Annotated in this window: 14 protein-coding genes; 4 read left to right on the top strand and 10 right to left on the bottom strand. The window is 73.4% G+C overall.

Annotated features, from left to right (window positions below):
* Positions 1 to 3 precede the first annotated feature (3 nt).
* The 3 genes from prcB to O2W17_RS20350 all read right to left on the bottom strand — a co-directional run bounded on the left by prcB (position 4) and on the right by O2W17_RS20350 (position 1,851).
* The gene (prcB, locus tag O2W17_RS20360; RefSeq protein ID WP_269194280.1) at positions 4 to 861 is read right to left on the bottom strand and encodes a proteasome subunit beta; all 858 of its coding nucleotides are present in this window, start codon (positions 859 to 861) and stop codon (positions 4 to 6) included.
* Positions 862 to 957: 96 nt separating this feature from the next.
* A complete protein-coding gene (locus O2W17_RS20355) occupies positions 958 to 1,440 on the bottom strand; it encodes an endonuclease VII domain-containing protein (protein WP_269194279.1) in 483 nt (160 codons plus the stop codon).
* A 201-nt stretch (positions 1,441 to 1,641) separates the two neighbouring features.
* The gene (locus O2W17_RS20350) at positions 1,642 to 1,851 is read right to left on the bottom strand and encodes a ubiquitin-like protein Pup (protein WP_269194278.1); all 210 of its coding nucleotides are present in this window, start codon (positions 1,849 to 1,851) and stop codon (positions 1,642 to 1,644) included.
* Between the two features lie 282 nt (positions 1,852 to 2,133).
* Here O2W17_RS20350 and O2W17_RS20345 point away from each other — a divergent pair, with 282 nt between their 5' ends.
* Entirely contained in the window at positions 2,134 to 3,111 is a 978-nt protein-coding gene (locus O2W17_RS20345) for a hypothetical protein (RefSeq protein ID WP_269194277.1), read from the top strand.
* 62 nt (positions 3,112 to 3,173) lie between these two features.
* Here the strand turns inward: O2W17_RS20345 and dop are convergent, their stop codons facing one another.
* Positions 3,174 to 4,679: a depupylase/deamidase Dop gene (gene dop / locus O2W17_RS20340; protein ID WP_269194276.1), complete on the bottom strand. Its 1,506-nt coding sequence runs from the start codon at positions 4,677 to 4,679 to the stop codon at positions 3,174 to 3,176.
* A gap of 286 nt (positions 4,680 to 4,965) precedes the next feature.
* On the opposite strand from dop, the gene O2W17_RS20335 reads away from it, so the two are divergent.
* The gene (locus O2W17_RS20335; RefSeq protein ID WP_269194275.1) at positions 4,966 to 5,574 is read left to right on the top strand and encodes a LysM peptidoglycan-binding domain-containing protein; all 609 of its coding nucleotides are present in this window, start codon (positions 4,966 to 4,968) and stop codon (positions 5,572 to 5,574) included.
* Positions 5,575 to 5,650: 76 nt separating this feature from the next.
* Here O2W17_RS20335 and arc read toward each other — a convergent pair whose 3' ends face one another.
* Positions 5,651 to 7,429, bottom strand: a complete 1,779-nt coding sequence (gene arc / locus O2W17_RS20330) for a proteasome ATPase (protein ID WP_269194274.1) — start codon at positions 7,427 to 7,429, stop codon at positions 5,651 to 5,653.
* Between the two features lie 116 nt (positions 7,430 to 7,545).
* Positions 7,546 to 8,469, bottom strand: coding sequence for a tRNA (adenine-N1)-methyltransferase (locus O2W17_RS20325; protein WP_269194273.1), 924 nt, complete (start codon positions 8,467 to 8,469; stop codon positions 7,546 to 7,548).
* 96 nt (positions 8,470 to 8,565) lie between these two features.
* Here O2W17_RS20325 and O2W17_RS20320 point away from each other — a divergent pair, with 96 nt between their 5' ends.
* Positions 8,566 to 9,516 (top strand): RecB family exonuclease, encoded by a 951-nt coding sequence (locus O2W17_RS20320; RefSeq protein WP_269194272.1) that lies wholly within the window; start codon positions 8,566 to 8,568, stop codon positions 9,514 to 9,516.
* 58 nt (positions 9,517 to 9,574) lie between these two features.
* Here the strand turns inward: O2W17_RS20320 and O2W17_RS20315 are convergent, their stop codons facing one another.
* From O2W17_RS20315 to O2W17_RS20300, 4 genes are all read right to left on the bottom strand, one after another.
* Entirely contained in the window at positions 9,575 to 10,054 is a 480-nt protein-coding gene (locus tag O2W17_RS20315) for a mycothiol transferase (RefSeq protein WP_269194271.1), read from the bottom strand.
* Between the two features lie 51 nt (positions 10,055 to 10,105).
* A complete protein-coding gene (locus O2W17_RS20310) occupies positions 10,106 to 10,834 on the bottom strand; it encodes an HAD family hydrolase (protein WP_269194270.1) in 729 nt (242 codons plus the stop codon).
* 64 nt (positions 10,835 to 10,898) lie between these two features.
* On the bottom strand, positions 10,899 to 11,591 hold the full coding sequence (locus tag O2W17_RS20305; protein WP_269194269.1) for a class F sortase: 693 nt from the start codon (positions 11,589 to 11,591) through the stop codon (positions 10,899 to 10,901).
* An 83-nt stretch (positions 11,592 to 11,674) separates the two neighbouring features.
* Complete coding sequence (locus O2W17_RS20300) at positions 11,675 to 12,451, bottom strand: hypothetical protein (protein WP_269194268.1); 777 nt, start codon at positions 12,449 to 12,451, stop codon at positions 11,675 to 11,677.
* A gap of 309 nt (positions 12,452 to 12,760) precedes the next feature.
* Here O2W17_RS20300 and O2W17_RS20295 point away from each other — a divergent pair, with 309 nt between their 5' ends.
* Positions 12,761 to 13,366, top strand: coding sequence for a copper resistance CopC family protein (locus O2W17_RS20295; RefSeq protein ID WP_269194267.1), 606 nt, complete (start codon positions 12,761 to 12,763; stop codon positions 13,364 to 13,366).
* Positions 13,367 to 13,371 lie beyond the last annotated feature (5 nt).

Raw genomic sequence — 13,371 nt, 5'->3', positions numbered from 1 at the left:
GGCTCAGGCCTCCCGCGGCATGTTCCGGCGGTCGGCGGCCGCGCGCTCGGTGATGATCTGGTCGGCGATCGCGGCCACCTCGGCGTCGGTCAGCCGGACGGCGCCCTCGGCGTCGACCCGGTAGACGATCGGGTACAGCCGGCGCACCGGGTCGGGGCCGCCGGTGGCGGAGTCGTCGTCGGCGGCGTCGTACAGCGCCTCGACGACGGTGCGGGTGGCCTCGTCGGCGGGCAGGCCGTTGCGCCAGGTCTTCTTGAGCGAGTTCTTGGCGAACAGCGAGCCGGAGCCGACGGCGGCGTAGCCCCGCTCCTCGTAGTTCCCACCGGTGACGTCGTAGCTGAAGATCCGCCCGGGGGCGCTGCCGGGCGCGGCGTCGAGGTCGAACCCGGCGAACAGCGGGACGACGGCGAGACCCTGCAGCGCTGCGCCGAGGTTGCCGCGGATCATCTGGGCCAGCCGGTTCGCCTTGCCGTCGAGGCTCATCGTGAGCCCCTCGATCTTCTCGTAGTGCTCGAGCTCCACCTGGTAGAGCTTCACCATCTCGATGGCGATGCCGGCGGCACCGGCGATGCCGATGACGCTGTAGGAGTCGGCCGGGTAGACCTTCTCGATGTCGCGGCTGGAGATGAGATTGCCCATCGTGGCGCGGCGGTCGCCGCCCATGAGGACGCCGCCGTCGTAGGTGGCCGCGACGATCGTGGTGCCGTGCGGCGCGATCTCACCCACGGGCAGGGCCGGGACCGGCCGGCGGCCGGGCAACAGGTCCGGCGCGGCCGACGACAGGAAGTCGGTGAACGAGGAGCCCACCCGGTCCAGGTAGGCGGGCGGGAACCCGCTCCGGCCAGCTGACGACTCGTTCACCCATCCACCTCTCCCGCCCGCTCTCGCCGGCGTGACCGCTGCTCCGCCGGGTGCGCGCCACCTGCTGGTGCGGCGTTCCCGGGCGTCGTCGCGACCCTACCGGCGGCCGGTGACGTCGGCCGGACCGTCCGGCTCCTCCGCGCCCAGCTGCGCCAGGACGGCGAGCGCCTGCTGCTGGCGGTGGTGCTCGACGTAGAAGGCGGCCACGTGCAGCAGTTCGGGGTCGTCCCGGAACTGGCCCAGTCCGCCGTTGCAGTTGAAGCAGAGCAGTGCGCGGACCGCGCCGGTCTCGTGGTCGTGGTCGACGTGCTCGTCCGGCGCGGTGCGGCAGAGCGCGCACAGCCCGCCCTGAGCCGCCAGCATGACGTCCGCCTCCGCCGCCGTGATCCCGTAGCGCCGTCGGAGGTGGTACGTACGTCCTCCCCCGACGAGTTCCTTGGACTTGCGGCCGGGGGCGTTGTGGCATGGCTTGCAGTAGGACGTGCGACCGCTAGAGGAGGCGGCGTTACGACCGAAGGAGTCCAGCGGCAGCACCAGCCCGCAGTCCGGGCACCACTTGTGCCCGTCCGGCACGATCACGTCTCGTGGGTGGCGACGTTGCGGGGGACCTCTCCGGCCATCCCGGCTCACCTGATGGCGCCTGCGCGCGTGCGCGCGGCAGTAGAAGGCGTATCCGTCCCGGGAGTTGCTGTTCCGGGAAAACTCTGTGATCGGCCGGTCCTCACCGCAATCGCGGCAGAACTTCCTCTCCACCGACGGTCAACAACGAAACTAGATCGTTCACTGGCCCCCTTTTTGCACGTACGCCTTAACGAAGTCTTCGGCGTTCTCCTCGAGCACGTCGTCGATCTCGTCCAGGAGGGAGTCGACGTCCTCGGTCATCTCCTTGTGCCGCTCGGTGACCTCGGTGTCGACCGAGGCCTCGACCTCGTCGGTCTCCTCGCGCGACCGCGTCGCCTTCTGCTGCCCGCCGGTGTCCCTGGTCGCCACGGTGTGCCCTCCGGTTTCTCGGATGTGCTGTGCGCTGAAAGCTACCCGCCGGGACCGACATCCGGCGGTCGGTGATCAGCCGCGCGACGCGTCCCCCGGCTCGGCCACCCCGCGTGTCGCGGGGTCGTCATCGGACCGTCATGGCTTTGCACGACTCCCCCGGTGTGACCCAGGGCACATACCGGGTGCGGAGCTGCCGCCTCATCCGCGAGGCCCCGCGACGAGAGCCCGCACCGCGGTGCCGTACCGGGCACCACCACAGCCGGCATGGAGGAGACGGACGTGAATCTGCGACTTCGAGGACGACGAGGCCCCCTGACCGGAGCCGGCGCCGCGGCCCTGACCGCTGCGGCGGTGTTCCTCGCCCCGGCGGCCGCCGCCGCACCGGCCGACGACGTCCGGGACGCCGTCGAAGCGGTGCAGGAGCAGGCCCGGCAGGCGGTGGAGGAGGCCGAGCAGGCCCTCCGGGACGCCCAGCGGGAGGCCGAGCAGGCCGCCGGGAGCAGCGACGCCCGGGCGCAGCGGGAAGCCGAGCAGGCGGTGGAGGAGGCCGAGCAGGCCCTCGACGACGCCCAGCAGGAGGCCGAGCAGGCCGCCGACGACGTCACCGACCAGGCGCAGCAGGAGGCCGAGCAGGCGGTGGAGGAGGCCGAGCAGGCCCTCGACGACGCCCAGCAGGAGGCCGAGCAAGCCGCGGAGAACGGCAGCGCCCGGGCCCAGCAGGAGGCCGAGCAGGCGGTGGAGGAGGCCGAGCAGGCCCTCGACGACGCCCGGCAGCAGGCCCGGCAGGCACTGGAGGAGGCGCAGCAGGCGGCCGGCGACGTCCAGCGGCAGGCGGAGGACGCCCTCGGCAACCTGCCGACGTTCCAGTTCGGTGACTGGATGCCCCGGCAGTTCCTGCAGAACCTCGACGACCTGCGGGACACCCCCGCGTCCGAGCGCGCCGAGGAGCTCCAGGACATGGTGGAGGACGCGCTCCGCGGCGACTACGGCGCCAGGACCGAGAACCTGACCGAGCGGTTCGGCGGGATGCTCGCGTCCCTGCCGCCGGACCTGCGGTCGGACATCGAGGAGGTGCTCGGCAAGGAGCCGCAGCAGGCCCGAGCCGACGTCCGGCAGATCATGGAGGACGCCGTCGACGGCGAATACGGACCCGAGGTGGAGGAGCTGGCCGACTGGCTCCGCGAGACCTCGCAGCGCTGGGACCTCGCCGGGGCGATCCAGGGCACCGGCGGAGCTGCGAAGGACAGCACCGACTGAGCCGGTGAGCGGCAGCGCCGCGATCCCCACCGTCGGCGGCGATCCGGTGACGGTGGGGCGGCTCAGCCCCCCGTGATGGTGTCGACCAGCTCCTGGGCCGTCGCGGAGGCCTCGAACAGGGCCCCCACGTGCTCGCGGGTGCCCCGCAGCGGCTCCATCGTGGGAATGCGCACCAGGTTCTCCCGGCCCAGGTCGAACACCACCGAGTCCCAGGACGCCGCGGCGACCTGTGCGGGGAAGCGGCGCAGGCACTCGCCGCGGAAGAACGCCCGGGTGTCGCCGGGCGGGTGCACCATCGCGCGGGCCACCTCCTCGTCGGTCAGCAGCCGCTGCATCGCCCCGCGGGCCACCAGCCGGTGGTACAGCCCCTTGTCAGGCCGGACGTCGGAGTACTGCAGGTCGACCAGGCGCAGCCGGGAGTCGCCCCAGGCCAGCCCGTCGCGGGAGCGGTAGCCCTCCAGCAGGCGCAGCTTCGCCGGCCAGTCCAGCCGGTCGGCCAGCCGCATCGGGTCCGCCTCCAGGTCGTCGAGCACCTCGGCCCAGCGGCGCAGCACGTCGGCGGTCTGCTCGTCGGCCTCCCCCCGGCTCTCGACGAACGCCACCGCCCGCTCGAGGTAGCTGCGCTGGAGCTCGACGGCGGTCATCCGGCGGCCGTCGCGCAGCAGCACCCGGTGGGTGAGCGTCGGGTCGTGGCTGATCGCCTGCAGCTCCGCCACCGGCTCCTCGAGGGCCAGGTCGTGGGAGAGGGCGCGCGCCTCGATCATCGCCAGCACCAGCGACGTCGTCCCGACCTTGAGGTAGGTGGCGAGCTCGGCGAGGTTGGCGTCGCCGATGATCACGTGCAGCCGGCGGTACTCGTCCGGATTGGCGTGCGGCTCGTCCCGGGTGTTGATGATCGGCCGCTTGAGCGTCGTCTCCAGGCCCACCTCGACCTCGAAGAAGTCGGCCCGCTGGGACAGCTGGAAGCCGTCCTTGCGGCTCTCGGTGCCGATGCCCACCCGGCCGGACCCGGCGAACACCTGCCGGGTGACGAAGAACGGCACCAGCCCGCGGATGATGTCGATGAACGGGGTGCGCCGGTCCATCAGGTAGTTCTCGTGCGAGCCGTAGGACGCGCCCTTGCCGTCGGTGTTGTTCTTGTAGAGCTGGATGGGCTGGGTGCCTGGGACGCGGGCGGCGCGACGGGCGGCCTCGGCCATCACCTGCTCCCCCGCCTTGTCCCACAGCACGATGTCGCGCGGGGTCGTGACCTCCGGCGTCGAGTACTCGGGGTGCGCGTGGTCGACGTAGAGCCGGGCGCCGTTGGTCAGGATGACGTTGGCCATCCCGGAGTCCTCGTCGAGGTCGTTGTGGTCGAGCGCCTGCGCCGGCGTGAGGTCGAAGCCGCGGGCGTCCCGCAGCGGCGACTCCTCCTCGAAGTCCCAGCGCGGCCGGCGCGGCGTCGGCGCCTCGGCGACCGCCCACGCGTTGACCACCTGGCTGCTCAGCGTCGTGGGGTTCGCACCCGGCTGACCCGGCACCGAGATCCCGTACTCCACCTCGGTGCCCATGACCCGCCGCACGCTCATGGCCCAACCCTAGGCCGCGTCCGCACCGGGTCTCCCGCTCGGCACCGGACCGGCGCGGTGGCAGACAGCGGAACCGGTACGTAGCCTCGGTGGTGCCCCGGCCCAGCAGAGCGGTCGGGCACGTGCGCGGGATGCCACGGCCGTCGAGCCGCTCCCCCGCCGCATCCACCGGACGTGCCGCGCGTCGTCTCCACCCAGCGGCACGGTCGCTCATCTCCCCGGCTCCGTGGGTGGAGCGTGCTGCCGTCGGACGGCGGGCACGTGGCGCCCGCCGTTCGAGAGGATCATGACGAACCCGAGCACGACCACCGGCCTGACCACCCGCTCCCTCCGGCGCCGCACCGCAGGCATCGCCGCCACCGGCGCCGTGCTGCTGGCCCCGTTCCTGGGCGCCGGCACCGCCGGGGCAGCCGACGGCGCCACCTGGGACCGCCTCGCGGAGTGCGAGAGCAGCGGCAACTGGTCGATCAACACCGGGAACGGCTACTACGGCGGCCTGCAGTTCTCGCCGTCCACCTGGGCGGGCTTCGGCGGCACCGAGTACGCGGAGCGGGCCGACCTCGCCACCCGTGAGCAGCAGATCGCGATCGCAGAGAAGACCCTGGCGGTCCAGGGCTGGGGTGCCTGGCCGGCCTGCTCGGCGAAGCTCGGCCTGACCGAGGCCGACAAGGCGGGCAGCGCCGCGGCACCGGCACCGGCACCGGTCGGCCCCGCGCCGGCCGCCCCCGCGCCGGCTGCCGCGGGCCCGTCCTACACCGTCCAGTCCGGCGACACTCTCTCCGGCATCGCGGCGGCGAACGGCCTGGGCTGGCAGGACCTCTACGAGAGCAACCGGGACGTCATCGGCGCCGACCCGGCGCTGATCCACCCCGGTCAGGTGCTCGTCCTGGGCTGATCGCCCGGCAGGCACACGAACGGCCCGGCCACCCGAGGGTGACCGGGCCGTTCGCTCGCCCGGCAGGGGCCGGCGTCTACAGGTACTGGCCGGTGTTGGTGGCCGTGTCGATGGCGCGGCCGGCCTCGTTGCCCTTGCCGCTGATGAGCGTGCGGATGTAGACGATCCGCTCGCCCTTCTTGCCCGAGATCCGCGCCCAGTCGTCGGGGTTGGTCGTGTTGGGCAGGTCCTCGTTCTCCTTGAACTCGTCGAGGCAGGCCTGCGTCAGGTGGCTGACCCGCAGACCCGACGTGCCGGTCTCCAGGTGCTCCTTGATCGCCATCTTCTTGGCCCGGTCGACGATGTTCTGCAGCATGGCGCCGGAGTTGAAGTCCTTGAAGTACAGGACCTCCTTGTCACCGTTGGCGTAGGTGACCTCGAGGAAGCGGTTCTCCTCGCTCTCGGTGTACATGCGCTCGACGGTGCGCTGGATCATCCCGGCGATCGTCGCCTCGCGGCTGCCGCCGTGCACCGCCAGGTCGTCGGGGTTGATCGGCAGCGACGTCGTCAGGTACTTGCTGAAGATGTCCCGCGCGGCCTCGGCGTCCGGTCGCTCGATCTTGATCTTCACGTCGAGCCGGCCGGGCCGCAGGATGGCCGGGTCGATCATGTCCTCGCGGTTGGACGCCCCGATGACGATGACGTTCTCCAAGCCCTCCACGCCGTCGATCTCGCTGAGCAGCTGCGGCACGATCGTCGACTCGACGTCGGAGGACACCCCCGAGCCGCGGGTCCGGAAGATCGAGTCCATCTCGTCGAAGAACACGATGACCGGGGTGCCCTCGCTGGCCTTCTCCCGCGCCCGCTGGAAGACCAGGCGGATGTGCCGCTCGGTCTCGCCCACGTACTTGTTCAGCAGCTCGGGGCCCTTGATGTTGAGGAAGTAGGACTTCCCCTGGCTGGTGTCGCCGTCGCCACGGAGCGCCGCCACCTTCTTGGCCAGCGAGTTCGCCACCGCCTTGGCGATCAGCGTCTTGCCGCACCCGGGCGGGCCGTACAGCAGGATCCCCTTCGGCGGGCGCAGCTCGTAGGTGCGGAACAGGTCGGCGTGCAGGAACGGCAGCTCGACGGCGTCGCGGATCTGCTCGATCTGCCGCGACAGGCCACCGATGTCGGTGTAGTCGATGTCGGGGACCTCTTCGAGGACGAGCTCCTCGACCTCGCTCTTGGGGATGCGCTCGTAGACGTAGCCCGAGCGCGTCTCCAGCAGCAGCGAGTCACCCACGCGCAGCGGCTGGCCGGTGAGCGAGTCGGCGAGGTAGACCACGCGCTCCTCGTCGGTGTGCCCGATGACCAGCGCCCGCTGCGTGACGCCGTCGACCGGCTCCAGGAGCTCCTTGAGCATGACGACGTCGCCCTGGCGCTCGAACGCGCGCGCCTCGACCACGTTCATCGCCTCGTTGAGCATGACCTCCTGGCCGGCCCGCAGCTCCTCCACCGGGACGTTCGGCGAGACGGAGACCCGCAGCTTGCGTCCGCCGGTGAAGATGTCGACCGTGCCGTCGTCGTACCCGGTCAGGAAGACGCCGTAGCCCGACGGCGGCTGCCCGAGCCGGTCGACCTCCTCCTTGAGCGTGACCAGCTGCTCGCGGGCGTCCCGCAGCGTGCCGGCCAGCTTGTCGTTGCGCTCCGAGAGGAAGGCCGCGCGGCCCTCCGCCTCGGCGATCCGCTCCTCCAGCGCGCGCACCTGGCGCGGGCTGTCGGCCACCTTGCGGCGGAGCAGGCCGATCTCCTCCTCGAGGTAGGAGATCTGGCTGAGCAGCGCCGTCACGTCGCGTTCGCGCCGCGCGCGCAGTTCGTCAGGACCCAGGCCCATCACGCACCTCCGCACTGTCGGGGGAGCCAGGACGCAAATCTATACACGCGTGAGGACAGTTCGCCGTGGGCTCGCGGAGCCCGCGCCCGGGTGCTAGGCGATCCCCCGCGAGCCGCTCAGTGCTTCTGCGCGCGGCGCTGGCGGATCGGCGCGACGGTGCCCTCGGCGAGCCGCCGTGCGGTCACCAGGAAGGCGGTGTGCGCCACCATGCGGTGCTCGGGGCGGACCGCCAGGCCCACCGCGTGCCACGGCCGCATCAGCGTCTCCCAGGAGTAGGGCTCGGTCCAGACGCCCTGCGCGCGCAGCGCCTCCACGTAGGTGGACAGCTGCGTCACCGTCGCGACGTAGCCGACCAGCACCCCGCCGGGGCGCAGCGCGGCGGCGACCGTGGGCAGCACCGCCCACGGCTCGAGCATGTCGAGGACGACGCGGTCGACGACCTCGTCGGCCGGGTGGTCGGCCAGGTCGCCCTGGCGCAGGCTCCAGTTGGCCGGCACCTCGCCGAAGAAGGCGCCGACGTTGGACCGGGCGACGTCGAGGAAGTCCTCCCGCCGCTCGTAGCTGGTGAGCGATCCCCCCGAGCCGACGGCGCGCAGCAGCGAGCAGCTCAGCGCGCCCGAGCCGGCGCCGGCCTCCAGGACCCGCATGCCCGGCCCGACGTCGCCGAAGCCGACGATCTGCGCGGCGTCCTTCGGGTAGATGACCTGGGCGCCACGCGGCATGGAGAGCACGTAGTCCGCCAGCAGCGGCCGCAGCGCCAGGTAGCCGGTGTTGGCAGTCGAGTGCACGACCGAGCCCTCGGGGGCGCCGATGAGGTCATCGTGCTCGATGGCGCCGCGGTGGGTGTGGAACTGCTTGCCGGGCGTCAGGACGACGGTGTGCAGGCGGCCCTTGGGGTCGGTCAGCTGCACCCGGTCACCGGCGACGAAAGCGCCCTCGACCGGCTCGGCCCGCTGGGCGGGCGGTTCCGGTGCGGTCTCCTCCGGCGCGGGCTGCGCCTCGTCGACGACGTCGGTCCCGGCATCCTGCGAACTGTCCACAGGCGACCAGCGTACGGAGGCGCTCGCGGGAACCCGTGCCCCGCGCGTCGGCGCGGGCGCTCGGAAGTGTCGGAGGGCCCACCTAGCCTCGGGGGCATGACGGTGATGGTGCAGACCGACCCGCAGGCCGACGGATCCGCCCCGGCGGCCGCCCCGCCCGCCGGGGAGGCCCCGGCCCCCCGGCGCCCGTCGCTGTCGCCCAGCCGCGCGGCCGACTTCAAGACCTGCCCGCTGCTGTACCGCTTCCGCACCATCGACCGGCTGCCCGAGCGCAAGAGCCTCGCCGCGGTCCGCGGCACCCTGGTCCACTCGGTGCTGGAGCGCCTCTACGACCTGCCGCCCGCGCGGCGCACGCCGGAGAACGCGCTGGAGCTGCTCGAACCGGCCTGGGCCGACCTGCGCGACGAGCCGGGCATCGCCGAGCTGTTCGGGACGGCGCAGCCCGACGGCGCCGAGACCGACGCGAACGCGCCCGAGTCGGTGGAGGCGTGGCTGGCCTCGGCCGGGAAGCTGGTCGAGAAGTACTTCGCGCTGGAGGATCCGCGCCGCATCCAGCCCGAGGGCCGCGAGCAGCTCGTCGAGGTCACCCTGCCCGACGGCCTGCTGCTGCGCGGGTACGTCGACCGGCTCGACGTCGCCGCGAACGGCGCGCTGCGGGTCGTCGACTACAAGACCGGGTCGATGCCGCGCGAGGCGTTCGAGTCCAAGGCGCTGTTCCAGATGAAGTTCTACGCGCTGGTCCTCTGGCGCACCCGCGGCGTGGTCGCCGCCCAGCTGAAGCTCATCTACCTGGGCGACGGTGACGCGCTGACCTACGCCCCGGAGGAGACGGAGCTGGTCCGCTTCGAGCGGACGCTGCTGGCCATCTGGTCGGCCATCGAGCGGGCCGTCGCCACCGGCGAGTTCCGGCCGAACAAGACCCGGCTCTGCGGGTGGTGCGACCACCAGGCGCTGTGCCCGTCCTGGGGTGGCACTCCCCCGCCGTTCCCCGCCGAGGCAGCCGCGTCGGCCGGCTGGCGGACCACCCTGCCGGTCAGCCCCGCCTGAGCCCACCGGCGGCTCGCGGGCCGATGGCCGGCACCGGCCGAGCCGCGCGGCCACGCACTCAGCGCCCCGTCACGCCGTCCAGGAGCTCCCGGGTGGCGTCGGCGTGGCCCGCGTGCCGGGCCGTCTCCTCGACCAGGTGCAGCAGCACCCACCGGAGATCGCGGCCGCTGCCGTCCGCGCACGGCCGGTTCATCGGCAGCGAGCGCACCGCCTGCGCGGTCGCCTGCGCCTGCTCCCGGTAGCGGCGGACGGCGTCGGCCACCGTGAGCTCGGGACCGGGCGCGAACTCCGCCTCGCTCCGGCTCACCTCCGCACCGCCCACGGCGCCGTCGATCCAGCGCCACTCCACGTGGGTCAGGTGGTTGACGATGCCCAGCAGCGGGATCAGCGCCCCGTCGGGGCGCCAGCGCGCCTGCTGCTCGTCGAGGTCGGCCACCTTCCGCAGGATCGACTCGCGCAGGTGGTGCAGCCACGCGAGCACCAGCTCCGACTCGTCCTCGATCGGGCCGGGCTGAGGCGGTCCCGCGGGCTGCGACATGCGCGGCAGGGTAGTGACGACGGCTGGCCGCGCGCAGAGCCAGGAGCCCGGTCAGCGTGCGACGAGCACCTCGGCGAGGTCTGCGAGGCCGATCCCGGCCAGCGTCTCGCGCAGGGTGAGCCCGGGGGCGGGCGGGAGCGTCTGGAGAGCCGGGACCCCGAGGACCGCCATCCCGGCGGCCAGCCCCGCGGTGACGCCCACCAGTGAGTCCTCGACGACCACGCAGCCGGCCGGATCCACGCCCAGCGACGCAGCGGCCTGCAGGTAGGGCGCCGGATCGGGCTTGCGGGCGGGGACCTCGTCGCCGCAGACGGTCACGTGGAAGGGGTCGGCGCCCAGATCGGCGGCGATGCTGGCCAGCACGAGGGCGGCCAGCCGGCGCGGCGTCGTCGTCACCAGGGCGGTGGCCGTGCCGGCGTCGCGGACGGCGGCCAGCAGCTCCCGTGCCCCGGGGCGCCACGGGATGCCGGACCCGGCCATCAGCTCGGCCACCCGGTCCTCGATCCAGCCGGCGTCGGCCTGCAGCTGCGTCTCGGTCCGCACCACACCGAGGTCGGCGTGCAGGACCTCCATCGCGCGCCGCATGCTGGTGCCGACCGTCGCCGCCCGGGCCTCCGGTGACATCCGGCCGCCGAGCGAGGCGGCCAGCCCGAACATGGCCTCGCCCCAGTACTCCTCGGTCTCCACCAGCGTGCCGTCCATGTCGAACAGCACCGCCTGCGGGCCGTCGCCGACCGAGGGGGTCGCGGTGCCCCGTCCACCTACCGGAGCCACCGACACGCCCCCGAGTCTAGGGACCGCGGCCACCGGCCCTGGCCGCCCGGCCGGGGACGTGGTGCGGATCTCAGGCGGCGCGGGTGCCGACGAGCGTGGCGAAGGCGATCACGTTGTCCTCGTAGCTGCGCACCGCGGAGTCGAAGTCGCCGCCGCAGGTGATCAGCCGCAGCTGTGCGTCGTCGGTGTTGCCGTAGACCTCGATGGTCGGGAACTCGTCCTTCGGGTGCACCTCCACCCGATCGACGGCGAACACGGCGATGGTGCCGTCCGCGCGGGCCACCTCCACCTCGTCACCGGCCTGCAGCGCGCCGAGGTCGAAGAAGACGCCCGGGCCGTGCTCCGCGGAGTCGACGTGGCCGAGGATCACCGCCGGTCCGACCGCGCCGGGAGCCGGGCCCCGCTGGTACCAGCCGGCCCGGTCGTCGGGGCCGAGCGGCGGCACCTCGACGGTGCCGTCGTCGTTGAGGTCCAGGCGCAGCAGGTCGCTGGTCACGTCGATGGCCGGGACGGTCACCGAGACGGGCACGGCCACCGGCGGTGCCTCGTCGGCCGGCGCGGGCTCCTCCCCCGCCGCCGGAGCAGGTCCGCTCGGGGCCGTGGGAGCGGGCTGGATCCGGTCAGCAGTCGCGGTGGTGGGCCGGGGCGCCTGCCGCTGCCCGGTCACGGCCACCGCCACGGCGACGACCGCGACGACGAGGAGGCCGACGGCCAGCGCGATCCACGCGCGGGTGCTCGGCCGACGGCTGCTCTGCTCGGTCACGGGGTTCCTTCCGGGAAGGGGTGGCGCGGGGGTGGAGCCGGGCCGCGCGGGAGGGTCACCCCCCGCGCGGCCCGGCAGCCGGATCAGGCCTGCTCGGCCGAACGGCGGCGGTAGGCGACGGCGCCGGTGGCAGCCGCACCGACCGCGGCCAGGGCGGCGATGCCGATGGCGGCCTGGTTCTCGATGCCGGCCGTGTCACCGGCGCCGGTCTCGGCACCACCGGCGGGGGCGGTACCCATCTGGGCGGCGTTCAGCGCACCGCAGGCGGCCGGGGCGGTGGCCTCCATGGGCAGCGACGGGTCGAGGTCGCTCATGACGTCCCCGTCGTAGGCACCGCTGCCGTCCTTGTCGATGCCGTGCAGCACGAGCACGGCGGTGCCGTCCTCGAACGCCTTGTGCACGTCGTCGCTGACCTCGAACGTCCGCTCGTAGCTGACCGAGCCGCCCTCGGCGGTCGGGAAGCGGTCGACGGCCAGGCCGCTGTCCGGGCTGGTGTCGCCGGTGGTGGTGAGCGACGAGCCGATGGCGCCGTAGTACTTCGCGGCCTCGCTGACGCTCACGAAGCCGTCGCCGTCGGCGTCGTCGCTGAGGTCGTCGGTCGGGCACTCGCCCAGTGCGCCGATGTGGAAGTGCTGGGCATGCGGCGAGCCGGCGAGCAGCCCGGTCGCCTCGACCATGACGGTCGCGGTGTTGCCGTCGAGCGTCACCATCCCGGTGCCGCTGACGCCCGACTGGTTCACCGCACCGAGGTCGGCCTGGTAGCTGTGGGCGCCCTCGTGGGCGGAGGCCGTGGAGACGGCCAGCAGCGGGAAGGCCGCGGCGGCGAGGGCGACGGTCGGGAGTGCGAGTGCCTTGCGCATGATGTGCTCCTCGTGCTCGGAGTGGTAGCAGCGGGCAGCGGTCAGGACCGTCCACCCGTGGTGCCGGCCGGCGCGCCTGTGCGCCGGCCGTGGAACCGGTCCGGAGACCGGGAGCAGCGGCGATCCCTCGCAGGAGACCTCCCCTGCTCTCGTGCTGTCCGACCGGCATTCGGGCCCCGGGACCGGATCGGTTCACCGGTTCGCGGAAAAGTTCCGACGGCGCTGCAGCGGGTTGACCACGTACGGGTGGTCCCGGACGCTGTCCCGGCCGCGACCAACCGGAAACCACGCGGCGGACGAAGGACGGGCATGACTGCTTCGCGACGCGCGCCCCTCGGCCGCCGACGGCGGATGACGGCGCTGCTGCTCCCCCTGGTGGCCGGCGTGCTCCTGCTCGTCGCGCCCCCGTCGGCGCTCGCGCACGACGGGCTGGTGGGCACCAGCCCGGGAGCGGGGACGACCGTGGAGACGGCGCCCGCCACCGTCCAGCTGGACTTCACCGGCGAGCCCCTCCCGCTCGGCACCCAGGTCGCGGTGGTCGGGCCCGACGGCGGCACCGTCTCGGACGGGCCGGCCGAGATCCGTGGCACATCGGTGGTCCAGGCGCTCGCCGCAGATCTGCCCGCTGGGAGCTACCGCGTCGACTGGCGCAGCACCTCCTCCGACGGGCACCCGCTGTCGGGCAGCTTCGACTTCACCGTCGCCACGGGCAGCGCACCGGCCGGACCGGCATCCGCGGCGCCCGACTCCGCGGCGCCGTCGCCGGAGCCCGTTGCGCCGTCGCCGGCGGCGGCGGGCGACGACGTGGACGCCGCCCCGGCCGACGACGGCCTGCCGGTGTGGCCGGTGGTCGCCGCCGTCTCGCTGATCGGGCTCGGCGCCCTCGTGGTGGACCGGCTGCGCAGGCGCGCGTGAGCCGC

Origin of the sequence: Blastococcus sp. VKM Ac-2987 (assembly GCF_026967805.1) — a bacterium.
Taxonomy (GTDB): Bacteria; Actinomycetota; Actinomycetes; order Mycobacteriales; family Geodermatophilaceae; genus Blastococcus.
This window is presented reverse-complemented; position numbering and strand designations above follow the sequence as displayed.

Bases quoted from the DNA above. Each gene is read 5' to 3' on its own strand.
- dop (WP_269194276.1), bottom strand. From the start codon at position 4,679: ATGAGCGTGCGGCGGGTCATGGGCACCGAGGTGGAGTACGGGATCTCG.
- O2W17_RS20335 (WP_269194275.1), top strand. From the start codon at position 4,966: ATGACGAACCCGAGCACGACCACCGGCCTGACCACCCGCTCCCTCCGG.
- arc (WP_269194274.1), bottom strand. From the start codon at position 7,429: ATGGGCCTGGGTCCTGACGAACTGCGCGCGCGGCGCGAACGCGACGTG.
- O2W17_RS20320 (WP_269194272.1), top strand. From the start codon at position 8,566: ATGACGGTGATGGTGCAGACCGACCCGCAGGCCGACGGATCCGCCCCG.
- O2W17_RS20315 (WP_269194271.1), bottom strand. From the start codon at position 10,054: ATGTCGCAGCCCGCGGGACCGCCTCAGCCCGGCCCGATCGAGGACGAG.
- O2W17_RS20300 (WP_269194268.1), bottom strand. From the start codon at position 12,451: ATGCGCAAGGCACTCGCACTCCCGACCGTCGCCCTCGCCGCCGCGGCC.
- O2W17_RS20295 (WP_269194267.1), top strand. From the start codon at position 12,761: ATGACTGCTTCGCGACGCGCGCCCCTCGGCCGCCGACGGCGGATGACG.